This window comes from Comamonas granuli NBRC 101663 (assembly GCF_000739995.1).
GTDB classification, from domain to species: domain Bacteria; phylum Pseudomonadota; class Gammaproteobacteria; order Burkholderiales; family Burkholderiaceae_C; genus Simplicispira; species Simplicispira granuli.
The window spans coordinates 338,350-361,971 of sequence record NZ_BBJX01000001.1; the positions used below are offsets into that span (position 1 = coordinate 338,350).

Annotated in this window: 21 protein-coding genes; 16 read left to right on the forward strand and 5 right to left on the reverse strand. The window is 66.0% G+C overall.

Annotated features, from left to right (window positions below; translation table 11 throughout):
• Positions 1-5: 5 nt before the first annotated feature.
• The 9 genes from CGR01S_RS01585 (at position 6) to CGR01S_RS01610 (ending at position 8,556) form a co-directional block, all read left to right on the forward strand.
• Positions 6-797 carry an MBL fold metallo-hydrolase gene (locus CGR01S_RS01585; RefSeq protein ID WP_042421678.1) on the forward strand — a complete coding sequence of 264 codons (792 nt, stop codon included), beginning with the start codon at positions 6-8 and terminating at the stop codon, positions 795-797.
• A gap of 180 nt (positions 798-977) precedes the next feature.
• On the forward strand, positions 978-1,502 hold the full coding sequence (locus CGR01S_RS01590) for a pilin (protein WP_042421680.1): 525 nt from the start codon (positions 978-980) through the stop codon (positions 1,500-1,502).
• Positions 1,503-1,572: 70 nt separating this feature from the next.
• The gene (locus CGR01S_RS16265) at positions 1,573-2,130 is read left to right on the forward strand and encodes a pilin (protein ID WP_042421793.1); all 558 of its coding nucleotides are present in this window, start codon (positions 1,573-1,575) and stop codon (positions 2,128-2,130) included.
• Between the two features lie 2 nt (positions 2,131-2,132).
• Positions 2,133-2,882, forward strand: a complete 750-nt coding sequence (locus tag CGR01S_RS16580; RefSeq protein WP_156967477.1) for a fimb protein — start codon at positions 2,133-2,135, stop codon at positions 2,880-2,882.
• Between the two features lie 25 nt (positions 2,883-2,907).
• Positions 2,908-4,677 carry a phosphoethanolamine transferase gene (locus CGR01S_RS16270; RefSeq protein ID WP_217997521.1) on the forward strand — a complete coding sequence of 590 codons (1,770 nt, stop codon included), beginning with the start codon at positions 2,908-2,910 and terminating at the stop codon, positions 4,675-4,677.
• A gap of 25 nt (positions 4,678-4,702) precedes the next feature.
• Positions 4,703-5,338 carry a spermidine synthase family protein gene (locus CGR01S_RS16585; protein WP_042421684.1) on the forward strand — a complete coding sequence of 212 codons (636 nt, stop codon included), beginning with the start codon at positions 4,703-4,705 and terminating at the stop codon, positions 5,336-5,338.
• Positions 5,339-5,340: 2 nt separating this feature from the next.
• The gene (locus CGR01S_RS16590) at positions 5,341-6,423 is read left to right on the forward strand and encodes a spermidine synthase family protein (RefSeq protein ID WP_156967478.1); all 1,083 of its coding nucleotides are present in this window, start codon (positions 5,341-5,343) and stop codon (positions 6,421-6,423) included.
• 39 nt (positions 6,424-6,462) lie between these two features.
• Positions 6,463-6,882 carry a hypothetical protein gene (locus CGR01S_RS16595; RefSeq protein WP_156967479.1) on the forward strand — a complete coding sequence of 140 codons (420 nt, stop codon included), beginning with the start codon at positions 6,463-6,465 and terminating at the stop codon, positions 6,880-6,882.
• A 120-nt stretch (positions 6,883-7,002) separates the two neighbouring features.
• Positions 7,003-8,556 carry a Wzy polymerase domain-containing protein gene (locus CGR01S_RS01610; protein WP_042421686.1) on the forward strand — a complete coding sequence of 518 codons (1,554 nt, stop codon included), beginning with the start codon at positions 7,003-7,005 and terminating at the stop codon, positions 8,554-8,556.
• A gap of 3 nt (positions 8,557-8,559) precedes the next feature.
• Here CGR01S_RS01610 and CGR01S_RS01615 read toward each other — a convergent pair whose 3' ends face one another.
• Positions 8,560-9,156, reverse strand: coding sequence for a Uma2 family endonuclease (locus CGR01S_RS01615; RefSeq protein ID WP_042421687.1), 597 nt, complete (start codon positions 9,154-9,156; stop codon positions 8,560-8,562).
• A 63-nt stretch (positions 9,157-9,219) separates the two neighbouring features.
• Positions 9,220-9,708: a cyclic pyranopterin monophosphate synthase MoaC gene (gene moaC, locus CGR01S_RS01620; protein ID WP_042421689.1), complete on the reverse strand. Its 489-nt coding sequence runs from the start codon at positions 9,706-9,708 to the stop codon at positions 9,220-9,222.
• 231 nt (positions 9,709-9,939) lie between these two features.
• Here moaC and CGR01S_RS01625 point away from each other — a divergent pair, with 231 nt between their 5' ends.
• A complete protein-coding gene (locus tag CGR01S_RS01625) occupies positions 9,940-11,346 on the forward strand; it encodes a M48 family metalloprotease (protein WP_245616723.1) in 1,407 nt (468 codons plus the stop codon).
• On the opposite strand, the gene CGR01S_RS01630 is transcribed toward CGR01S_RS01625, so the two are convergent.
• The gene (locus CGR01S_RS01630) at positions 11,314-11,667 is read right to left on the reverse strand and encodes a phage holin family protein (RefSeq protein WP_042421692.1); all 354 of its coding nucleotides are present in this window, start codon (positions 11,665-11,667) and stop codon (positions 11,314-11,316) included. The two genes, CGR01S_RS01625 and CGR01S_RS01630, sit on opposite strands and share 33 nt — an antisense overlap.
• Before the next feature lie 76 nt (positions 11,668-11,743).
• Between CGR01S_RS01630 and CGR01S_RS01635 the strand changes: the two genes are divergently transcribed.
• The 4 genes from CGR01S_RS01635 to CGR01S_RS01650 all read left to right on the forward strand — a co-directional run bounded on the left by CGR01S_RS01635 (position 11,744) and on the right by CGR01S_RS01650 (position 18,016).
• Positions 11,744-15,313, forward strand: coding sequence for a TonB-dependent receptor domain-containing protein (locus CGR01S_RS01635; RefSeq protein ID WP_042421694.1), 3,570 nt, complete (start codon positions 11,744-11,746; stop codon positions 15,311-15,313).
• Positions 15,294-17,261, forward strand: coding sequence for an adenylate/guanylate cyclase domain-containing protein (locus tag CGR01S_RS01640; protein ID WP_042421696.1), 1,968 nt, complete (start codon positions 15,294-15,296; stop codon positions 17,259-17,261). The genes CGR01S_RS01635 and CGR01S_RS01640 overlap by 20 nt, the downstream gene beginning before the upstream one ends.
• Positions 17,262-17,348: 87 nt before the next feature.
• Positions 17,349-17,693 carry an HPF/RaiA family ribosome-associated protein gene (locus CGR01S_RS01645; RefSeq protein ID WP_042421699.1) on the forward strand — a complete coding sequence of 115 codons (345 nt, stop codon included), beginning with the start codon at positions 17,349-17,351 and terminating at the stop codon, positions 17,691-17,693.
• Positions 17,694-17,797: 104 nt separating this feature from the next.
• Positions 17,798-18,016, forward strand: a complete 219-nt coding sequence (locus CGR01S_RS01650; protein ID WP_042421700.1) for a SlyX family protein — start codon at positions 17,798-17,800, stop codon at positions 18,014-18,016.
• A gap of 231 nt (positions 18,017-18,247) precedes the next feature.
• Here CGR01S_RS01650 and gap read toward each other — a convergent pair whose 3' ends face one another.
• Together gap and tkt are read right to left on the reverse strand one after the other, a co-directional pair.
• Complete coding sequence (gap, locus tag CGR01S_RS01655) at positions 18,248-19,246, reverse strand: type I glyceraldehyde-3-phosphate dehydrogenase (RefSeq protein ID WP_042421702.1); 999 nt, start codon at positions 19,244-19,246, stop codon at positions 18,248-18,250.
• A gap of 43 nt (positions 19,247-19,289) precedes the next feature.
• Positions 19,290-21,335: a transketolase gene (tkt, locus tag CGR01S_RS01660; RefSeq protein ID WP_042421703.1), complete on the reverse strand. Its 2,046-nt coding sequence runs from the start codon at positions 21,333-21,335 to the stop codon at positions 19,290-19,292.
• A 107-nt stretch (positions 21,336-21,442) separates the two neighbouring features.
• Here tkt and CGR01S_RS01665 point away from each other — a divergent pair, with 107 nt between their 5' ends.
• Positions 21,443-22,222: a nucleotidyltransferase family protein gene (locus CGR01S_RS01665; protein WP_174435678.1), complete on the forward strand. Its 780-nt coding sequence runs from the start codon at positions 21,443-21,445 to the stop codon at positions 22,220-22,222.
• Positions 22,219-23,616, forward strand: a complete 1,398-nt coding sequence (locus tag CGR01S_RS01670) for an aminopeptidase P N-terminal domain-containing protein (RefSeq protein WP_042421705.1) — start codon at positions 22,219-22,221, stop codon at positions 23,614-23,616. The genes CGR01S_RS01665 and CGR01S_RS01670 overlap by 4 nt, the downstream gene beginning before the upstream one ends.
• Positions 23,617-23,622 lie beyond the last annotated feature (6 nt).

Sequence of the window (23,622 nt, forward strand, 5' to 3'; positions counted from 1 at the left end):
CCACCATGCAAGTGCGCGTGCTCGGCTGCTCGGGCGCCATTGCCCGGGAATGCCGCACCACCTCCTTCCTCGTCGATGGGCATATCCTCATCGACGCGGGTACCGGCGTGGGCGACCTCACGCTGGAGGAAATGCAGGCCATCGACGACGTCTTCCTCACGCACTCGCACCTGGACCACATCGCCGCCCTGCCGCTGATGCTCGACGCCGTGGCGGCGTTGCGTCACCAGCCGCTGTGCGTGCACGCCCTGCCCGAGACCATCGCAGCATTGCAGCAGCATGTGTTCAACGGCGTCATCTGGCCCGACTTCGGGCGCATACCCAGCCAGGCGCAGCCCTTTGTGCGCTACGCACCGCTGCGCGCCGGGGAGATCCTGCGGGTGGCAGGCACCACCATCGAAGTGCTGCCCGCCCGGCACACCGTGCCCGCCGTGGGTTACGCGCTGCAAGGCAGCCGTGGCTGGTGGGCCTTCAGCGGCGACACCGGCGGCTGCCCGGAATTCTGGCAGCGCGTGAACCAACTGCCCTTGTCTGCGCTGGTGATAGAAACCGCCTTCAGCAACCGCGAAAGCGCCCTGGCCCGCCGCGCCCAGCACCTGGCCCCTGAAACCCTCGCCCGCGAACTGGCCCAATTGAGCCCGGCACGCGCCTGCCCCATCTACATCGCGCACACCAAACCGTCGGAGACGGAACTGATCATGCAGGAGGTCCGGGAGTTCGATGCCATCACCCCGCATGGCTTTGATGCGCCGCATGACATCCGGTGGCTGAGTGCGGGAGATGTGCTGCAGGTGTGATGCTCCGCGCACACATAGAGCTACAGGTTTGGCATGTTGCGCGACAAAAATGTCACGCAATCTATTGCCGCGCTGGGCCGAGGCAAGTACCGCAAGTGAGGTAGGCCCAAAGCAGCCTGGCACGATATCTGCTTATCAAATTTCGTCGATTGACTTTCTTAACTCTCCAAGGAGTGATATATGAAGCGTACTCTGCAACAAGGCTTTACCCTGATCGAACTGATGATCGTGGTGGCCATCATTGGTATTCTGGCTGCTGTGGCTCTGCCTGCGTACCAGGACTACACCATTCGCACCCGCGTGGTGGAAGGCCTGACCCTGGCCTCGGGCGCCAAGCAAATGGTGAACGAGGTTGCGACTCCGAACGATTTGACAGTGGCCGCCACTACCTGGAATGCCCAGCAAGGTGGTACCGGCGCCACTTCCAAGTACGTTACTTCGGTTCTTTTGAATGCTGCTAGTGGCGTGATTACCGTCAATTACACGCAGGCGACCGTGGGCGCGGCTGGCACCCTGCTCCTGACTCCCTCCATCAAGACCGGTGCTTCTGCATACACCGATTTGGCAACGGCAATCGGCGCAGGCACGACCGGTGCTGTGGACTGGGCTTGCGGTTCGGTCACCACCGCTGCGGCCACGGCCCGCACCATGCCTGTGAACGCTGGTACGCTGGCTGCCAAATACGCACCTGCTGAGTGCCGTTAATATACCCGCACAGCACAGGGTATGGACAAAGGGGGCTTGCGGCCCCCTTTTTTATTTGAGGTGCTCCATGATGCCCAGCCCAATTTCCAAAGGATTTACGCTGATCGAGCTGATGATCGTGGTCGCCATTATTGGCATTTTGGCTGCGATCGCTTTGCCTGCGTACCAGGACTATATTGCGCGGACGCGCATTACTGAAGGGCTGACCCTGGCCGCAGAAGCAAAAGTTGAAGTTGCTTCAAACGGGCTTGGCGGAGTCACCGACCTTGCCAACACCTCGTCATTGTGGAACGCCCGCATGGCAGGAATGGGTTCGCAGAGCAAGTTTGTTCAGTCAACAATCATGGATCCTGTCACCGGGGATCTTGTTGTGACCTTTTCTGCCAACGTCAGTTCGGCTGCCCATGCAAAAACACTTGTACTGAGCCCTCAAATGCGTACAACTTCGGGGGCCGCGGTCATGTTGCCCACCTATTTTGCGGGGGGCAGCACCGGCGGCACACTTGACTGGCTGTGCACATCCGCAGCAGGTACGGGCGCTGGGACACGCACACAACAATATGCATTTTCGGCGCCGACCACTGTGGCAACCTTGCCAGCCCGGCTGGCGCCACCCGAATGCCGCTAACCATGAGCCAAGCAGAGAGACTGCGGTTTGCCGCCCGATACTCCACCCGCCATTTACTCATCTCCACCGCAGTGGCGCTGCTGGCGGCCATGCTGGTGTTTCTACTGTGGTATCCCGCGCCAACGGCAAGCCTGCTCAATGTCGGGAACATCTATCTGCTGATGCTTGCAGTGGACGTGGTGTGCGGCCCTGTATTGACGCTGGTACTGGCCTCTCCTGCCAAGCCACGAAGAGAGCTTATCCAAGACCTGTGCATCGTCGCCCTTTTACAGTTGGCGGCACTGGCCTATGGCCTGTATACCCTGGAAAAAGGTCGTCCCGTAGCCTATGTTTTTGAGCAAGACAGATTGGTGCTGGTGACCAAGAATGAACTTTATACCGCAGAGTGCACCCCTCAATGCACGCCCGGAACTTCATTAATGGGCATTGAATGGCACATGGCGGAAGTAGATAATTCAAAAACCACCCTTCAAAGCCTTGATCTGTCGCTGCAGGGCATTTCACCTGCCATGCGCCCGCTGCAATGGAAAAACTGGGATTGGCATGATCCCAAGCTTCAAGCCCGTCTGCGCCCTCTGTCCGCCTTGAGCAAAGAAAAACTCGGCGATATTTCACACTGGTCCAGTGGAAAATACTCCACGAGATCGGACATCTTGTACTTGCCGTTGGTTTCATCCAGAAAACTGGACTGGATTGCCTTGTTCGACGACAAGGGAAATTGGCTGGACGCCCTGCCCGTTGATGGATTCTAAGAAAGATCATTCCCACACCCTCGGCATGCAAATCATTTCCAGGCAACCGGGCAGATCAGCCTGGTGGATTTTCATAGTTCTGATACTACTGTGGAATATCCCCAACCTTATCCCCTGGGAGCGCGATTTATATCCGGCAACCTACTGGATGGACATGCAAGAACGTCTGTTCAAGTGTGTTTTGCTGTCGGCCATATTCCTTTCGCTGTTCAACCGACCCTGGATTGCATGGCTGACATCCTGGATCATTGGTCTATGGTGGCTCCCCATCTCCATCGCTGTACGATATTTGAGCAGCACACAAATTACCAGCAATCTGGTGGGTATGGCCATGGCCAGCAGCCCTGGCGAATTGCATAATCTTGCACTCTCCATACCGCCAGGCATATTCGTTGGATTGATGGCATGGAACGCATGCTGCACAGCAGTATATTTATGGCTCAGACGGAATCCAGCCTGGCACTGGCATGGCATGATGCGCCTGAAAATATTCATATACTCTTTAGCGCTATTGGCAGTGCCGCTGATTGCAGAAAGTCAGAATAGATTCCCCGAACCCCATCTTTCCGAACATGGCAGGCAGGCATCGATAGATCCCTTTGAGGAAGGGGATCGCACGATAGGAACAGACGCCGAACTGCCCAGGGCATTTCCTTATGAATTGCCATGGGCCATGGCGCAGTATTGGCGCGCACGGTCAGTGGTCGTGGCCTCCATTGACAAAATGCACAAGGCCCCAGCGACTAGCACGCCGCTGGTGCGCCATGCGGATGCGCCCGACGTGGTGGTCCTCGTCATTGGCGAATCCTCCTCCAGACACGCCTGGCACTTATTCAATCCCGCAGAGGTCATGACAACGCCGCAGTTGGAGGCCAGAATGGCGTCCAAGGGTGGCATTTTTCCGTTGGCAAATGTGGTCGCACAAACCATATCAACCCGACAGGCTGTCCCTTCCATGCTAACCAGGAACCCTCTTTTATGGCCTGACGGAAAGCCAAACCCTGAAGCCACGCGCTCCATTATTACACTTGCATCAAATGCCGGTTACAGCACCGCCTGGTTCTCCAATCAAGCGGCCATTGGACAATATGACGGCGTAATTGCCGCATATGCACAGGAAGCGAATAGCACCGCCTTTCTCAATCCATCAAACTTCATCCAACAAGGCAGCCTGGATGAGGTTTTATTGCCACCACTCCAACGGCATTTGCAAAAATTCCCACGATCTTTTGTGATTCTTCATACCATGGGAAGTCATTTCCGATTTGAACACAGATATCCGCCAAATTTCGGACCATTCCCCAATCCGAAAAATGATAACGAGTCTTACAGAAATAGCATTGCCTACACAGATGGGTTCCTGAAAAAGGTAATAGATATTCTGGAATCCAACAACCGCTCGTCGGCAATGATATATACATCAGATCATGGCCAAGGCCTTGCCAATGAGCGTTGCAACAAGCCCTCCATCAACAGAGTCACGACGGATTCCTACGAGGTTCCAACGTTTATCTGGTTAAGCAGTTCATACATGGAAGATAACCCATTGACCCCCAGGGCATTGCAATCAAACATGAATGAGCCCTACACCAATGGGGCAATTTATCAAACCCTCGTGGACTTCATTTCAGGGCCGAATACCGCAGGCACCACTCTTGCGCCATCCACTGATCACGACAGTTTCATCCGCAGCACGGAAAAAAGGTTGCCGCGTATGGTGGTATCACCCGGAACGCAGTGGGTCAACTATGATCTGGCTGCCTCCAGAGACGCTTGCTCTATTAAAAATCCATAATCGGCGCATCAAAACCCAGCAGAACATGAACAACCTCATCCACAGGCTATTGTTAGTCACCTTTTTTCTGTCTGGTTGCGCGGCATTGATATATCAAATTGTTTGGCAGCGCTATTTATTTACAGGTCTGGGTGTTGATATAGATTCGGTAACACTGATTGTTTCTTCCTTCATGCTTGGAATCGGCATTGGTGGTGCGCTGGGCGGATGGGTAGCAGACAACATCCCAGATCAGCGATTGAAAATATATGCCGCCGCCGAATTTTTTCTAGCTTTGATCGGATTTTCCAGTCCGTGGCTGTTTTCCGTGATTCAATCTTTGAGCGGGAGTGGCTGGTCCTACGCGGGGGTGAGTCTGGTGTCGGTGCTTGCAGTTCTTGTCCCGACCACCATCATGGGAATGACATTACCACTGCTCACTGTATATTTTAATGATGCACTGCAAAACATAGGCGCATCGACCGGCGCCCTCTATTTCTTCAATACGCTGGGCGCCGCATTTGGCGCATGGCTTACCGTCGAGTGGCTTTTCGTATCATGGGGCCTGGACCAGAGTGCGCAGCTTGCTGCAAGCATTAATCTTTGCTGTTGCATTCTTATATTATCGGCTTCAAAAATTCACCACCTCCTAGGCGGCACAGTTTTCTGCCCGAAGGACTGATGATGAATGCAGCACGCTTTATAAGTTTCTGGACAGGATTTTGCAGCCTCTCCCTTGAGATCGCATGGATTCGCCTTTATGGTTATGCCAATCAGAGCACTCCACGCGCATTTGCCTACGTGCTTATCATCTATTTGGTCGGCATTGCCATAGGCGCACAGATCGGAAAGAAGGCCTGCCAAAACAAGGATTCGTATACCATCAAAAAGAGCGCCGTAATAGCATTGGCGTTGTGCGCGCCAATTGCTTCCATCTCTCCCTGGCTGTATCTGGTCTCAAAAAATTATGCGCTCGATGACCTGGCGGCACCCGTGGGCATATTTTTATCCGGCGCATGCTTCTCAGTACTTTTTCCGATCACCCATCACCTGGGGACATTGAGCGAAACCAGTGAAAAATTGCACACAGGGAGGCATTTTTCACGCGTTTACATTCTGAATGTCGTGGGTGCAGCCATGGGCCCTTTGGTCACGGGATATATTCTTCTCGAGTGGCTAACGATCACTGAAATATTCCCGGTGATATCGATAATCATCGCAGTTGTCGCGATCGCCGCATGGAGTTCATATAAAAAATCCAACCATTTGACATTGTCAACAATCACATTGGCCAGCCTTCTCGTGGCCGTCGGATTCGGATATATCTCATGGGAAAATTCGGAAGTATTTGCAAAAGAGTTCGCCGTGACAGAGGGGCGAAAGATTGTCGCAATGCATGAGGGTCGCCACGGGATCATTGCCATCGCAGAAGAGCCGGCATCGCCGCGGCAACCATTTACCGATTACGTTGTATACGGCGGAAATGTTTATGACGGAAAAACCAATGTCGATCTGGAAAGAAATACCAACGGACTAGAACGTCCGTTAGCGCTTCATGTGCTACAGCCGGCGGCAAAAAACATATTGATTCTCGGTCTTTCGATTGGCTCCTGGCTGGCCGTGGTCGAGGGATTCCCTGGGGTTGAAAAGATCGACGTGATAGAGATCAATCCGGGATACCTTCAATTGGCGCGAAAATTTGATGCTCAACGCCGGGCACTAGAAGACCCTCGGGTGAGCATATATATCGACGATGCACGTCGATGACTTCAGTATCACCCCGAGAAAAAATATGATCTGGTACTTATGAACACGACATGGCACTGGCGAGCCAATAGCTCCATGCTGCTATCTCAGGAAATGATGAAAATAGCCAGAAATCATCTGACAGAGAATGGCATATTGGCCTTCAACGCAACAGGATCGGTTGACGCCTTTTTTACGGCATCCACGGTCTTCAAGGAAGTGCGCAGATACCAAAACTTCATTTACGGCGCGAACTGGAATCCTTTCGACGCCGCGGGAAGACCGGAAGCCTGGAGTGCCCTTCAAAATGTCACCGTGGACAAAAAAATAGGGTTTACACCACACAGCAAAGCCATTGAAAAATTCTCGAAAATACCATTCATAAAACCACAGGAAGATATGGGCAAGCTGAACAGGCAGCCAGAAGTCATTACTGACAACAATATGCTTGTCGAATACAAATATGGGAGAAGGAATTAGGCATTCCATCGATGCCCGCTGCATCACTACCAGGACACGCCTTAGATTTCAACCACACATCCGCACGAAAGCCTCCGCCAGCACTGGCGGGCCCGCAACCGAATCGTATTGATACGCCGAATGCATTTCTTGACCGGCCTGGGGCCCGCGCTGGCGCTGGCAGTGCCGTTTTTGTTCTCCAGCACCCGTGCGCCTCTGACCAATTTCTGGCCGCTGATGTGCGCCTGGCTGTGCGCTGGGGTGCTGGCGTTGCTGCTGGTGTGGCAGGTGCGGCGGCCCGATGCACCGGACCGGCGCACGCTGGCGCGGCAATGCGCGGCGGGTGTGCTGCTGGCGGCTTTGCTGGGCAGTGCCGTAGGCCTGCTGCAGTACTTTGGCCAGACCGATGGCTGGTGGGGCTGGCTGCATCCCGCGCAACCGGGCGTGGCCATGGGCCAGTTGCGCCAGCGCAACCAGCAGGCGTCGCTCCTGAGCCTGGGCCTGTGGACGCTGTGGTGGCTGGTAGCGCAGGTGCCCCGGAACGGACCGGACGGCGCGCGGGGCCATTCGGTGCTGGCGGTGGGGCTGGGTCTGCTGCTGGCTTGGGCGCTGGCCTTGCTGGTCGTGGGCAGCGCGGCCACGGCCTCACGCACCGGGCTGGCCCAGTGGCTGGTGCTGCTGGTGCTGCTGGCATGGTGGCGCAAGTCCCTGGGGGCGCTGCCGCTGGCACTGGCGCTGGCGGGCCTGCTGCTGTACGCCTGGGCCGCCTGGCTGCTGCCCGACCTGCTGCTGCGCTGGACGGGCGTGCAGGCCGAGGGCCTGTTCCAGCGGTTCGGCGAGGCCCCGGGCTGCACCAGCCGCCGCGTGCTGTGGGCCAATGTGTGGCATCTGATCCTGCAGCGGCCCTGGACGGGCTGGGGTTGGGGCGAGCTGGACTATGCCCACTACATCACCTTGTTCCCGGGGACGCGCTTTTGCGTGCTGCTGGACAACGCCCACAACCTGCCCCTGCACCTGGCCGTGGAGCTGGGCTTGCCTGCGGCGGCTCTGGCATGCGCGGCGGTGGCCTGGTGGGTCTGGCGTGCCAGGCCCTGGGCCGAAACGGACCCGGTGCGCCAGTGGGCCTGGGGCATTCTGGCCGTGGTGGGCCTGCACAGCATGCTGGAGTTTCCGCTGTGGTACGGGCCCTTCCAGGTCGTCACCGTGCTGGCGCTGGTCTTGCTGTGGCGCGGGCGCGCAGCGCGTGCGGCAGCGCAAATGGTGCAGCACATGCCCTGGGGGCTGTGGGCGCTGGCGGGCATGCTGTGCCTGGCGCTGTGGGCGGCGCTGGGTTGGCAATACCACCGTGTGAGCCAGATCTACCTGCCGGCAGCGCAGCGCATTGCGTCCATGCGTGATGACCCGCTGGCCCAGGTGCAGGACAGTTGGGTGTTCCGGGATGCCATGGCCTTTGCCGAGCTGACCACCACGCCGGTCACCCCGGAGACGGCGCCGCGGGTGCATGCGCTGGCGCTGCGCATGCTGCACTATTCGCCGGAGCCGCGCGTGATCGAGCGCCTGATCGAGAGCGCCACGCTGCTGGGGCTGGACGAAGAGGCTGCATTCCACCTGCAGCGCTACCGGGCGGCTTATCCGGCGGATTTTGCGCGCTGGTCGCGCACCAACCAGCCCCTGGGTACGCTGGCGGGGGATTGACGCTCAGGGGTGCTGCCGCGCCGCGGCCGGGGAAACGAGGGCCACATCCTCGTACAACGCTTCGATGGGCATCACCAGGCCCACGCTGGCCCATTCCAACGCTTGCCCGGCCTCCAGGGGGTGCAGCACCCAGCGCTGGCTGTCGCCCTCGCGGCGGAACAGGTCCACACCCATGCGCTCGGGGTCGATGAGTGCGTACTCGCGCAGCGTGGGCAGCTTGCGGTAGGCGGCAAACTTGGCGCCACGGTCAAAGGCGCTGGTGGCGGGCGAGAGCACTTCCACAATCAACACAGGCGCGCTTTTGCTGTGGCTTTGCCCGCGGTCGCTCTCGGCACAGGTGACGAAGACGTCGGGATAGAAAAAAGCATTGTCCTGCGCGACATGCAGCTTCATGTCGGAGATGAACACGCTGCACGGGCTGCCGCGCAAGTGATTGCGCAAGGCCAAGGCCACGTTGAGCGCCACAGTCACATGGGCATCCGAGGCGCCGGCCATGGCGAACACCTCGCCATCGTGGTACTCGTGCTTGGTGTTTTGCTCGGCCTCCCAGGCGAGGTAGGCCTGGGCATCAAACAGTGGCTGCGGTGCGGGCAGTGACATGGCGCTCTCCGGGTGGTGGGGCCATGGTAGCAGCCGCTGCCGGGAAACGAACGGCAGGCCGCGTCAGCCCGCCACGTAGCTCCCCGACTTGCCGCCGTGCTTCTCCCGCACGCGCACGTCGTGGATGGACATGCCGCGGTCCACGGCCTTGCACATGTCGTAGATGGTGAGCAGGGCCACCTGCACGGCGGTGAGTGCCTCCATCTCCACGCCGGTGGGGCCTACGGTCTCCACGGTTGCAGTACAAAAAATACCTGTAGCGCCCGGCTGACGGGCGCCAGCAGCTTCAAATTCAATAGCAACACGGGTCAGCGCCAGGGGGTGGCACAGGGGAATGAGGTCGCTGGTCTTTTTCGCCGCCTGGATGCCGGCGATGCGCGCGATGCCCAGCACATCGCCCTTTTTGGCGTTGCCCGCCTCGATGAGCGCCAGCGTGGCGGGCTGCATCTCGATGCGGCCGCTGGCCACGGCTCTGCGGTGGGTGGCGGCCTTGGCAGCCACGTCGACCATGTGGGCCTGGCCCTGGGCGTCGAAATGCGTGAGTGGATTCATGACGGACAAAGCGGCGAGGCCGCGGGAAACTTTGGCAGACCCGGGCATCATACGGGCATGCGCACACACTCGCACTCCGGCCCGGCCACGGGCGCCTGCCCCGCGGGGCCGGCACTGGATTTGGGGCCAAAACGGCCTTTTGCGCTTATCAGGCAAGCGCTGGCAGCTCTTATTCTCATAGCGTTTTGCACGCTGCATGCGACGCCCGCCCCGGCGCAAGGCCGCCTGCCCATGCTCGGTGACGGCAGCGAGCTGGCCGCAGGCCAGGAACGGCGCCTGGGCGATGGCATCGCACGCCAGCTCTACCGCGACCCCGACTACCTCGACGACCCCGTGCTCCTGGAATACGTGCAAACGCTCTGGGATGCCCTGCGCGCGGCCGCGCGGGCGCAGGGCGAACTGGCGCCCGAACTGGACGAGCGCTTCGCCTGGGAGGTGCTGCTGGGCCGCGACCGCACGGTCAATGCCTTTGCCCTGCCCGGCGGCTACCTGGGCGTGCACCTGGGCCTGATCGGGGTGACGGCCAGCCGTGACGAACTCGCCTCCGTGCTGGCGCACGAGCTCAGCCACATCACCCAGCGCCACATCGCACGCCTCATTGCGCAGCAGGGCCGCCAGACGCCCCTGGTGCTGGGCGCCCTGGTCCTGGGCGCACTGGCCGCGAGCAAAAACCCCGACGCTGCCCAGGCGCTGGCCATCGGCGGGCAGGCGCTGGCGGTGCAGAACCAGCTCAACTTCTCGCGCGACATGGAGCGCGAGGCCGACCGCGTGGGCTTTGCGCTGATGGACCCGGCGGGCTTTGCACCCCAGGGTTTCGTGGCCATGTTCGAGAAGCTGCAACAGGCCAACCGCATCAACGACAACGCCAGTTGGCCCTACCTGCGCAGCCACCCGCTGACCACGCAGCGCATTGCCGACGTGCAGGCGCGCCTGCCCGTGGGCGCCGCCCGGCCCGCCGCGCCCGGGCTGGAGCACGCCCTGCTGGCCGCCAGGGCGCGCGTGCTCGCGCGGCCGGGCGTGGACGTGCTGCGCCAGTGGATGGCCGAGCCGCAGGCGGCAGACTTTGCCGGCCAGCCGCAGGCGCGCCGCGCCGGCGCGCTCTATGCCGCCGCGCTGGCGGCGCGCGAGCTGGGCGAGCCCGCACGGGCGCAGCGCCTCGTCGGCGACCTGCAGGAGTCGGTAGGGCCGGACGCCGCGGCACAGCGCCAGGTGCGCCTGCTGGCCGCCGAACTGGCCCTGGCGCGCGGCGATGCGGCCGGGGCGCTCAAACTGCTGCCGCCGGCGGGCGGGCGGCCGGAACTGCTGCTGCGCACCCAGGCGCAGTTGCGCGGCGGCACGGCCCCGGACATCGCCGGCCCCCTGCAGACCTGGGTGGCAGGCCATCCCGGCGACGCCGGCGCCTGGCAGCAGCTCGCCAGCGTCTGGCACGCCCAGGGGCAGGTGCTGCGCGCCGTGCGCGCCGAGGCCGAGGCCCAGGCCGCGCGCTACGACTACGCGGCGGCGGTGGACCGCCTCAAGGCCGGGCAGGATTTGGCGCGCCAAAGCCGCGCGGCAGCCGACCATGTGGAGGCCTCGATCATCGACACGCGGCTGCGTGCCATGGAGTCACTGCTTCGCGAACAGGCCGCCGAGCGCTGACTCGATGACCAGCCCGAGCACCGAGTAGATCAGCGAGCCGAGCAGCGCGGCGCCAAAGCCGTTGACGTGGAAGCCCGCGAGCACGCCCGCCGCGGCCCAGAACATGAGCGCGTTGATGACGAACAGGAACAGCCCCAGCGTGACGAGGGTGACGGGCAGCGTCAGCAGCACCAGCACGGGGCGCAGCACCACGTTGAACAGGCCGATCACGAAAGCCGCGAGCAGGGCCGACGGGAAGCTGCGCACCTGCACGCCCTCGTAGACATAGGCCACGAAAAGCAGCGCGCAGGCGCTGAGCAGCCATTTGGCAAGGAGTTTCATGGGCGCAGCATAGCGCAACGGTCGCGCGCGCGGGGGCCCCCATAATGCCGGCACCGCATCTTGCAGGAGCTGTCCCATGCCCCCCCGCCCCTTGCACGCCCTGGCCCTGGCCGCAGCGCTCGCCCTGGCATCGCCCCTGCCGGCGGCGGCGCTGGCTCCCGGCGCGGCCGCCGAGATCGTGAGCCTGCAGGGCGTGGGCGAGCAGCGCGCCGCCACGGCCAGCGCCTGGCAGCCCGCCCGCGTGGCGCAGGCCCTGGCAGCCGGCGATTTCGTGCGCACGGGCGAGGCCGCGCGCATGGCCCTGGTGTTTGCCGACGAGACGCAGTTGCGCCTGCACCAGAACACCGTGCTGCAGGTCAAGGCCCTGGCCGCGCCCGGGCAGCCCACGACCACGCTGCGGCTGGAGGCCGGACGCGCTTGGACGCAGACGCGCCGCCCGCCGGGCAGCCCCCTGCAGATCGAAACCCCGGCGGCCACCGCCGCCATCCGCGGGACGGACTGGGACCTGCGCGTCGAGCCGGACGGGCGCACCCTGCTCACGGTGCTCTCGGGCACGGTGGAGTTCGGCAACGCACAGGGGCAGGTGCGCGTCGGCCCGAACGAGGCCGCCCTGGCCGCAGTGGGCCAGGCCCCGGTCAAGCTGCTGCTGGCCCAGCCGCGCGACCGCGTGCAGTGGGTCAACGCGCTGCAGGCCGACCCCCTGCCGCACCTGCGTGCCGACCCCGCGCCCGCCGCCCTGGAGCCGGTGGTGCAGGCCCTGGCCGCACGGCGCCCCGGCGCCGCGCGCAGCGCCCTGGCCGCCGTACCGGCGTCCGATGCCGCCGCACCCGGCTGGGTGGCCGTGCTACAGGCCGCCATCGCGCTGCAGGAGGGCGACCTGCCCGGCGCGCGCCAGTTGCTGGCGCGCCAGACGGCCACGGACACCGCGCCCGCGGCAGCCTGGCTGCTGCAGGCGGACCTGCAGCTCATGGAGGGCGAAGGCGAGGCCGCGCTGCAAACCCTGCAGGGCGCACTGGCGCGCTGGCCCGGGCACCCTGCGCTGTGGGCCCAGCAGGCGCGCGTGCAACTGCTCACCGACCGCCTGGACGCCGCCCGCACCACGCTGGACGGCGCGCCAGACAGCGGCAGTGCCGAACTCGCCCTGGTGCGCGCGGCCCTGGCCCGGCGCCTGGGCGACGCGCCAGCCACCCTCGCGGCCTACACCGCGGCCACGCAACTGGCCCCGCAGGACGCCCGCGGCTGGCTGGGCCTGGGCAGCGCCTATACCGAGCGCGAGGACACCGAGGCCGCGCGGCACCACCTCGCCCAGGCCCTGCAGCGCGACCCGCAGGCTGCCGGCGCCCAGGGCGAGCGCGGCACGCTGGAGACCTTTGCCAACCGCTGGGAGCCGGCGCAGCAGGCCTTCGACGCCGCACTCGCCGCGCACCCCGCCGACTACGTGGCGCTGACCGGCCTGGGCCTGCTGCGGCTCAAGCAGGGGCGGCCCCAGGAGGCGCTGGACGCCTTCCTGCGCGCGGGGGTCATGGAGCCGCGCTACGCGCGCGCCAAGGTCTGGACGGGCGTGGCCTACTACCAGCTCGGCCGCCATGACGACGCCGTGGCCACGCTCGCGCAGGCCAGCGCCCTCGACGACAAGGACCCCGTGCCCTGGATGCTGCTGGCGCAAATCCACACCGACCGCTTCGCCGCCGGCGAGGCCGTGCAGGCGGCACGCGCGGCCCTGGCGCGCATGCCCTACCTCAAGTCGCTCCACCAGTTGGCCAACGACCAGAAAGGCAGCGCCAACCTGGGCGCGGCCCTGGCCTTTTTCGGCATGGAGGACTGGGCGCTGGAACTGGCGCAGCAGAGCTTCTCGCCCTACTGGGGCGCCAGCCATCTGTTCCTGGCCGACCGCTACCGCGGCGAGTTCAACAAGAACTCGGCGCTGTACCAGGGCTTTCTGACCGACCCCATGGCCTTTGGCGCCAGCCAGCGCCACGCGTCGCTGCTGCAGCAGCCCGGCAGCCATGGCGCCGTGGGGCTGACGCTGGACCGGGAGTTCTACCGCCTCAGCGCACCGGCCTTCACCCTCAACGGTATGGACAACCGCCATGTGCCGCTGTCGTGGTTCGTGAAGGCGCAGACCGTGCGGGCCCGCGACTTCCCCATCGACGTGGGGGTGTTCAATGTTCCGGCCTTCCACGACGGCAGCGGCGGCTTCGACGTCCATGGGCGCGTGCTGACGCTGGGCCTGGGGGCCCAGCCCAGCGAACGGCTGAACCTGTTTGCCTATGCCAACACCTTCGACGCCGATTTTCGCGGGCGGAACAACTTCCGCAGCACCCTGGACGTGACCCAGGCCCAGGGCGCCCTGGGCCTGGCCTACCGCTGGGGGCCCGCCGCGCAGACCTGGCTCAAGATCGGCCGCAGCGTGAACGACACGCTCATGGGCAACTACCCGGTGCTGTTCGACCTGTCGTCCATGGCCGGCGTGGTGGGCATGCACGCCACGCCGCGCAAGCAGTTCAGCGACCTGCAACTGCGCCACACCGTGGACACCAGCGCCGCCACGCGCTGGAGTGCCACGCTGGAGCATGTGGTGGAAAAGCAGTCCAGCCTGTCGGCCGCCGAGGGCCTGATCGGCAGCATGCTGGCGGACGGGCAGACCTTTGTGGACCGCCTGCTGTTTGCCGGCACCAACCAGATCGACCGGCGCTACACCGCCCTCACCCTGGGTGGCAGCCACCGCTACGGCCCGGCCTGGACCGTGGACGGCGCGCTCGGCTGGCAGCAGATCCGCCACCGCGTGTTCGGGCAGAACTTCGTGGTTCTGGAGCAGTTGCAGACCGGCGGGCAGGACGAGGCCCGCCGCCACGACACGGAGCGTGCCTTCACCCCGCGCCTGGGCCTGGTGTGGCAGCCCGCGCCGGGGCGCAGCCTGCGCCTGGCCTACCAGGACTGGATGCGGCCGCTCTCCGTCTCCACCCTGGCCAGCGTGGAGACGGCCGGCATTCCCGTGGAAGACCAGTTGCTCGAAGCCGGCGGCCGCCAGCGGCGCACCGTGCTGCAGTGGGACCAGGAATGGGGCCCCGCCACCTTCGTCAAGCTGCGCGCCGACCACCTGCGCCTGACCAACAACGGCTCCCTGGGCGTGGACCTGCGCACGCCCAGCCTGCCCTTCCTGGAGGAACTGCGCAACATCCAGCTGGCCAACCTCTCGGGCTCCGACCTGCTCGAAGACACGCCCAGCTACGAGCGCGGCACGCTCCAGTTGCTGGGCGCCAGCGCCAACCACATGTTCAGCCGCCAGTGGTCCGGCTACGCCAAGTACCTGCACCAGCGCAGCGACAGCAGCTATGGCGCGGACGCGGCGCGCGTGGGCGGGCGCATGATCCCCTACCTCCCGCGCCACACCGCCGTGCTGGGCGCCACCTGGGCCAGCAGCGCGCGCTGGTACGTGAGCGGCCGCGCGGTCTACCGCTCCGAGCGCTTCGAGGACAAGGAAAACCTCACGCGCCGCCCCCCGGGCTGGAGCCTGGACCTGATGGGTTTCACGGAGTCCGCGGACAAGCGCTGGGTGCTGGGCATGGCGCTGCTCAACCTCGGGGGCGCGAAGTCCGCGCGCCAGAAAACCCGCTTCGTGCTCGATGCGCGCTACCGTTTTTAAGGCCCTGGGCGCGGCCCTGCTGGCGCTGCTGCTGGTGGCCGCGGCAGCGCACAGCCGTCCCTGGCACGCGCTGGAGTTCAAGAGCTTCGACCTCTGGACGCAGCTCGCCGCCCCGGGGCGCAGCGCACAGCCCGTGGTCATCCTGGCCATCGACGAACCCAGCTTCCAGCAGTTGGGGCAGGGCTGGCCGTTCGCGCGCAGCCTGCATGCGCGCCTGATCGACCGCCTGCGCGCCGACGGGGCGGCCGCCATCGGCTTCGACGTGGTGTTTGCCGACCCCGCCGCCGACCCCGCGCAGGACGCCGCCCTGGCCCAGGCCGTGGGGCGCGCGGTGGCGGCGGGCATTCCGGTGGTGCTCGCCTCCAGCCGCGAGCGCGTGGACAGTGCCAGCGCCACGCTGTGGACCGAGGTGCAGCCCCTGCCAGCGCTGCGCGCGGCCGGCGCCGTGCCGGGCGATGCCGGGGTGGAGCCCGACGAGGACTTCGTGGTGCGCCGCGTACCGCCAGGGGCGCAGGGCTTCGCCGCCGTGCTGGCCCAGCACCTGGGCGCGCCCCGGCCCGCATCGCCGCAGCCCGGCCTGCTCGCCTACCGCGGGCCGCGCGGCAGCTTCGACACGCGCTCGTACTACCAGGCGCTGGAGCCCGGCCTGCTGCCCGCCGGCTACTTTCGCGGCAAGACCGTGCTCGTGGGGCGCTCGGCGCTCACGGCCAGCGAGCTGCAGCATGTCCAGGCCGATGCGTTCAACGCGCCCTTCGCCCTGCACGGCGGCGAGCGCCTCATTCCCGGCGTGGAAGTGCAGGCCACGCTGCTGGACAACCTCCTCACGGGCGACGGCCTGCGCCCCCTGCCCGAGGGCTGGAGCGCCCTGCTGGTGCTGCTGGCGCTGGCCGCCCTGGTGCCCGCCAGCCTGCGCTGGCACCCGGGCGCCACGGCCCTGCTGGCCGCGGCGCTGGGCACGGGCGTGCTGCTGCTGTCCTGGCTGCTGTTCAGCGCAGCGCGCCTGTGGCTGCCGCCCCTGCTGCCGCTGGCCGCGGTGCTTGCCATCTACGGGGCCACGGCGCTGGCGGCCTACGCGGCGGTGCGCCGGCGCGCGCGCCAGGTGCGCACCATGTTCGCGCAGTACGTGCCGCCCGAGGTGGTGGCGCGCCTGGTCGCCCAGCCGCAGTCCGTGCGCCTGGGCGGCGAGGTGCGCGAGCTCACGCTGCTGTTCACCGACCTGGCGGACTTCACCACCCTGTCGGAGCAGCTCAGCGCGGAGCAGACGGCCGAGCTGCTCACCGGCTACTTCAACGCCATGACGCCGCTGATCCACGCCACGGGCGGGACGCTGGACAAGTTCATCGGCGACGCCATCATGGCCTTCTGGGGCGCGCCCCTGGCCGATGCGCAGCACGCCGAACACGCCGTGCGCACCGCCATCGCCATGCAGCAGGCCATGGCGCCGCTGCAGGCCGAGCTGCAGGCGCGCGGCCTGCCGGCCATCCACATGCGCATCGGCCTGCACACGGGAGCGGCCGTGGTGGGCCACATGGGCTCGCGCCAGCGCTTTGCCTACACCGCCGTGGGCGACGCGGTGAACCTCGCGGCGCGGCTGGAGGGCGCGAACAAGGCCTTCGGCACGGGCATACTGCTCTCGGGCGCCACGGCGGCGCAACTGCCGGCCGACATCGCCCTGCGGCCGCTGGACGACGTGCTCGTCAAGGGCAAGACCGAGCCCGTGCGCGTGTACACGCCCTGCGCCGACGCCCAGGCCTGCCGCCTGGCGCAGGCGGCGCTCGAGGCCTTCCAGGCGCGCGCCTGGGACGCCGCCGCCGCCCACCTGCACGCCCTGCTGGAGCGCCTGCCCGGCGACCCGGCCGCGCAGCGCCTGCTCCAGCGCATCGCCGATGCCCGCAGCCTGGCGCCGGACGCGCCCTGGACCGCGGCGCTGGCGCTGGACAAGCTCTGAGCACGGCACCCCGGGCAAATCTGGGATGATGGGAGGGTGGGGCCGCTGCCGCGGGTGCCGCGGCCGATTGCAGAGAAAGGAGAACCCATGCAAGTTCAAGTCCACACCGACAACAAGATCCAGGGCGGCGAATCGCTGGCCCAGTGGATGCAGAAGGAGACCGTCGAGCGGCTGGCGCGCTTTCGCGACCAGGTCACGCGTGTGGAAGCCTTTTTGTCCGATGAGGATGCCGGCAAATCCGGCGCCAACGACAAGCGCTGCCGCCTGGAAGCCCGCCCTGCCGGCCGCCAGCCTGTCACCGTGACGGCCGACGCCGACAAGCTGGCCGATGCCTTCACGGGCGCCATCGACAAGCTGCTGCGCGCCCTGGAGCACGACCTGGGCCGCGCCAAGGACCGCAACGGGCGCGAAACCATCCGCACGGGGGAATGAGCCCCCGCCACCCTCCGCCCGCGCGCCCACGGCCTGCGGGCGGATTGCTATACATTCAATAGCTTCTCACGCTTTATCCATGGCCCTTGGGGCCATTTTTTATTATGGACACCGTGGAATCCCTGCAACAGCGCCTGGCCGACCTGGAGCTCAAGGTGGCCGACAACGACGACCTGCTGGACCAGATGAACCTGGCGCTGTACCGGCAGCAGCAGCACATCGACCGGCTCACGCGCGAGCTCGCCCTGCTGCGCCAGCAAATGCCCGAGCCGGGCAGCGGCGCGCCGCGCAGCCTGCGCGACGAGATTCCGCCGCACTACTAGAGAACATCCCCCTGCGGCGCTGCGCGCCTTCCCCCTTCTCGTACAGCGCTGCGCGCTGCGGAAGGGGGACGCCACCCGCGCGGCGGGGCGGCCCTTGCGCGGTGGCCGCTGGCCTGGGGGCATGTCCGCTTCCTAGGCCGCGGATAGTGCAATCACCATGGATCGCGGCATAAAAAAACCGGCCGCCCTTGCGGGCCGGCCGGTTGCGTTCCTGAGCGAATCAGGCGCGGATCACTTGGCGATCACGCGCACCATTTCCAGGCACTTGTTGGAGTAGCCCCACTCGTTGTCGTACCAGGCGACGACCTTGAGGAAGGTCTTGTCCAGGGCGATGCCGGCTTCGGCGTCGAACACGCTGGTGCAGCTCTCGCCGCGGAAGTCGGTGGCCACCACCTTGTCCTCGGTGTAGGCCAGCACGCCCTTCATGGCGCCTTCGCTGGCGGCCTTCATGGCGGCGCAGATGTCCTTGTAGTCGGCTTCCTTGTTCAGCTCGACGGTCAGGTCCACCACCGACACGTCGGAGGTGGGCACGCGGAAGGACATGCCGGTGAGCTTCTTGTTCAACTCGGGGATCACCACGCCCACGGCCTTGGCGGCGCCGGTGGAGCTGGGGATGATGTTTTCCAGGATGCCGCGGCCGCCGCGCCAGTCCTTGTTGCTCGGGCCGTCCACGGTCTTTTGCGTGGCGGTGGCGGCGTGCACGGTGGTCATCAGGCCGCGCTTGATGCCCCAGTTGTCGTTCAGCACCTTGGCCACGGGGGCCAGGCAGTTGGTGGTGCACGAAGCGTTGGAGACGATGGCCTGGCCGGCGTACTTCTCGTGGTTCACGCCGAAGACGAACATGGGCGTGTCGTCCTTGGAGGGCGCGGACATCAGCACCTTCTTGGCGCCGGCGGCCAGGTGCTTCTCGGCGGCTTCCTTGGTGAGGAACAGGCCGGTGGCCTCGATCACCACGTCGGCGCCGACTTCGTTCCACTTGAGGTTGGCCGGGTCCTTCTCGGCCGTCAGGCGGATCTTCTTGCCGTTGACGATGAGGGTATTGCCCTCGACCGCCACCGTGCCCTGGAAGCGGCCATGCACGCTGTCGTACTTGAGCATGTAGGCGAGGTAGTCGGGCTCGAGCAGGTCGTTGATGCCCACCACCTCGATATCGGAAAAGTTCTGCACGCAAGCGCGGAACACCATGCGGCCGATGCGGCCGAAGCCGTTGATGCCAATCTTGATCGTCATAGCTCTTTCACTCCAGGGTCATTGCAAAACTCTCGCGGGCCGCTCATTTGCGCTTGAGCACGGCCTGCACCGTGGCAGCCACGTTCTCGGCGGTGAAGCCGAAGTGCTGGAACAGCACGCCGGCGGGGGCCGATTCGCCGTAGCGGTCGATGCCGACCACGGCCGCGCAGCCGTACTTCCACCAGCCGTCGGTCACGCCCATCTCCACGGCGATGCGCGGCAGGCCCTTGGGCAGCACGGATTTCTTGTACTTCACGTCCTCGCGGTCGAAGGTGGTGGTGCTGGGCATGGAGACCACGCGCACGGCGATCTTCTTGGCGGCCAGCAGCTTTTGCGCGGCCAGGGCCAGTTGTACCTCGGAGCCGGTGGCAACGATGACGGCCTGGGCTTTCTTCTTCAGGCCCACGTCCTTGGGCTCGGAGAGCACGTAGGCGCCGCGCGAGATGTCGCCCAGATCGCGTTTGGGGCAATAAGGCAGGTTCTGGCGGGAGAGCAGCAGCGCCGTGGGCTGCTCGCGGTTGGACAGGGCCACGCTCCAGGCCACGGCCGTTTCGGCCGTGTCGGCGGGGCGCCAGACGTCCAGGCCGGGGATCAGGCGCAGGCTGGCGGCGTGCTCCACCGACTGGTGCGTGGGGCCGTCCTCGCCCAGGCCGATGGAGTCGTGCGTGAACACGTGGATCACGCGCTGCTTCATCAGCGCGGCCATGCGGATGGCGTTGCGGCTGTAGTCGCTGAAGGTGAGGAAGGTGCCGCCGTAGGGGATGAAACCGCCGTGCAGCGCGATGCCGTTCATGATGGCGGCCATGCCGAACTCGCGCACGCCGTAGTTGATGTGGCGGCCGCCGACTTTTTCACCGTTGGCCGCTTCGGTCTTGACCACCTGGCCCTGCATGTCAAAACGCAGGTTGGGCGTGCTCTTGGTGTTGGTGAGGTTGGAGCCGGTGAGGTCGGCGCTGCCGCCCAGCAGCTCGGGCAAGGCGGCGGTGAAGGCTTCGAGCGCCAGTTGGCTGGCCTTGCGGCTGGCCACGGTCTCGGCCTTGGTGTGCGCACCCACCACGGCGTCCACGGCCGTCTGGGCGAAGTGCGCAGGCAGGTCGCCGCTCATGCGGCGCGTGAACTCGGCCGCCAGCTCGGGGAAGGCGGCCTGGTAGGCGGCAAAGCGCTCGTTCCACGCCTGCTCGGCAGCGTGGCCGGTGGCGCGCGCGTTCCAGTCGGCGTAGACCTCGTCGGGCACGGCAAAGGGCGCGTGGTTCCAGCCCAGGGCTTCGCGCGAGAGCGCGATTTCCTCGGCGCCCAGCGGCTCGCCGTGGGCCTTGGCGGTATTCACGCGGTTGGGCGAGCCCTTGCCGATGTGCGTCTTGCAGATGATGAGCGAGGGGCGCTCGGTCTGCTGGTGCGCCTCGGCGATGGCGGCGGCCACCTTGTCGGCGTCGTGCCCGTCGATGGGACCGATCACGTTCCAGCCGCTGGCCACGAAGCGCAGCGCCGTGTTGTCGATGAACCAGGGCTGGACGGAGCCGTCGATGCTGATGCCGTTGTCGTCGTACAGCGCCACGAGCTTGTTCAGCTTCCAGGCGCCGGCCAGCGAGATGGCCTCCTGGCTGATGCCTTCCATCAGGCAGCCGTCGCCCAGGAAGACGTAGGTGTGGTGGTCCACCACGGTGTGGCCGGCGCGGTTGAACTCGGCGGCCAGCAGTTTCTCGGCCAGGGCCATGCCCACGGCGTTGGTGACGCCCTGGCCCAGCGGGCCGGTGGTGGTCTCCACGCCGGGGGTGTGGCCGACCTCAGGGTGGCCCGCGGTGCGGCTGCCGAGCTGGCGGAAGTTCTTGAGCTCCTGCAGGGGCAGGTCGTAGCCCGTGAGGTGCAGCAGCGCGTAGAGCAGCATGGAGGCGTGGCCGTTGGACAGCACGAAGCGGTCGCGGTCGAACCACTGCGGATTCGCGGGGTTGTGCTTGAGGTGCCGCGCCCACAGCCCCACGGCCATGTCGGCCATGCCCATGGGGGCGCCGGGGTGCCCGGAGTTGGCTTGTTGAACGGCATCCATTGCGAGTGCGCGGATCGCATTCGCCATTTGTTGAGAATTGGCCATCGGGGCGGCTCCGGAAGGGGCGGTAGAGGTGGGGAAACCCCCGATTTTAGCGGCCCGCCCCGAAACAGCCCGACAGGCCCCGCCCAGCGATGCACTACAGTGCCGCCATGCCTGCCGCCGCGCCCTCTTGCCCTGCCCCGCAGCAGCCCCCCGCCTTGCTCCTGGCCGCAGGCCGGGGCGAACGCATGCGGCCGCTCACCGACACCTGCCCCAAGCCCCTGCTGGCCGTGCGCGGCCAGCCGCTGCTGCAGTGGCATTTGCAGGCGCTGCATGCGGCCGGGGTGCGCCGCGCGGTCATCAACACGGCCTGGCTGGGGGAGCGGATCAGCGCGCATTTCCAAGACACTTTCAGCCCCCAGGGCGCACCAGACAAGCGCGAGGCGCTATCTATTTCCTACTCGCACGAGGGCCGGGACTTTGGCGGCGCACTGGAGACGGCAGGCGGCATCGCGCGTGCGCTGCCGCTGCTGGGCGACATCTTCTGGCTGGCCGCAGGCGACGTGTTCGTGCCCGGCTTCGGCTTTGACGCCGCCGCGGCGCAGGCCTTCGCCGCCAGCCCCATGCTGGCCCACCTGTGGCTGGTGCCCAACCCGGCGCACCACCCGCGCGGCGACTTCGGCCTCTCGCCCGAGGGCCTGGCGCTGAACCTGCCGCCCGACCACCCCGGCCCGCGCTACACCTACAGCACCATCGCCCTGCTGCGCGCTGCGCTGCTGGCGCCGCCCTGGTGCGACATTCCCCCCGGCAACCCGCAGGGGCTTGCGGCGCCGCTGGCGCCGCTCCTGCGCCGCGCCATGGACAATGGCCGGGTGAGCGCCACGCTTTACACCGGCCCCTGGACCGATGTGGGCACGCCGCAGCGCCTGCAAGAGCTCAATACACCATGACCCTGACCGTTCCCCTTTCCGTGTACGCGCAGCGCCGTGCGCGCCTGGCTGCGCAACTGGGCGCTGGCGGCATCGCCATCGTGCCCACGGCGCCCGAGCGCATGCGCAACCGCGACAGCGACTACGCCTACCGCCACGACAGCTACTTCCACTACCTCACGGGCTTTACCGAGCCGGGCGCCTGGCTGGTGCTCACGGCCGACGGCCGCAGCACGCTGTGGTGCCAGCCCAAGGACATGGAGCGCGAGATCTGGGACGGCTACCGCCTGGGCCCCGAGGCCGCCGTGGCCGCGCTGGGCGTGGACGAGGCCTACTCCGTCGCCGAGCTGGACCAGCGCCTGCCGCGCCTGCTGGAGAACCGCGCCTGCGTGTGGTACCCCTTTGCCACGCACGCCGGCCTGGCCGCGCGCGTGGAGGGCTGGCTGGCCCCCGTGCGTGCGCGCGTGCGCTACGGCGCCCTGTGCCCCACGCACCAGGCCGACCTGTGCCTGCTGCTCGACGAAATGCGCCTGGTGAAGGACGCGCACGAGCTCGCCCTGATGCGCCATGCCTCCCAGATCAGCGCCCAGGCCCATGTGCGCGCCATGCAGCGCTGCGCGCGCATGCTGCGCGCCGGCCAGGAGGTGCGCGAATACCACCTGGAGGCCGAGCTGCTGCACGCCTTCCGCGAGCACGGCGCGCAGGCCCCGGCCTATGGCTCCATCGTCGCCGCGGGCGCCAACGCCTGCGTGCTGCACTACCGCGCCGACCGCGCGCCGGTGCAGGAGGGCGCGCTGGTGCTCATCGACGCGGGCTGCGAGTACGACAGCTACGCCAGCGACATCACGCGCACCTTCCCGGCGGGCGGGCGCTTCACGGGGCCGCAGCGCGCGCTCTACGAGCTGGTGCTGGCCAGCCAGGAAGCCGCCATCGCCGCCACGCGCGCGGGCGCGCGCTTCAACGCCCCGCACGACGCCACCGTGGCCGTGCTGGCGCAGGGCCTGCTGGACCTGGGCCTGCTCGACCGGAACCAGCACGGCAGCGCGCAGGACGTGATCGAGCGGCGCGCCTACTTCCGCTTCTACATGCACCGCACCGGCCACTGGCTGGGCATGGACGTGCACGACTGCGGCAGCTACGTGGAGCCCACCGAGATCGGCCAGGTGAGCGAGCGCCGGGACCCGCTCTCGGGCGAGACCATCCAGGACCGACCCAGCCGCATCCTGCGCCCCGGCATGGTGCTGACCATCGAGCCCGGCCTGTACGTGCGCCCCGCGGCCGACGTGCCCGAGGCCTTCCACCACATCGGCATCCGCATCGAGGACGACGCCGTGGTGCACGCCCAGGGCTGCGAGCTGATCACGCGCGGCGTGCCCGTACAGGTGGACGAGATCGAGGCGCTGATGCGCGCCTGACGCCCC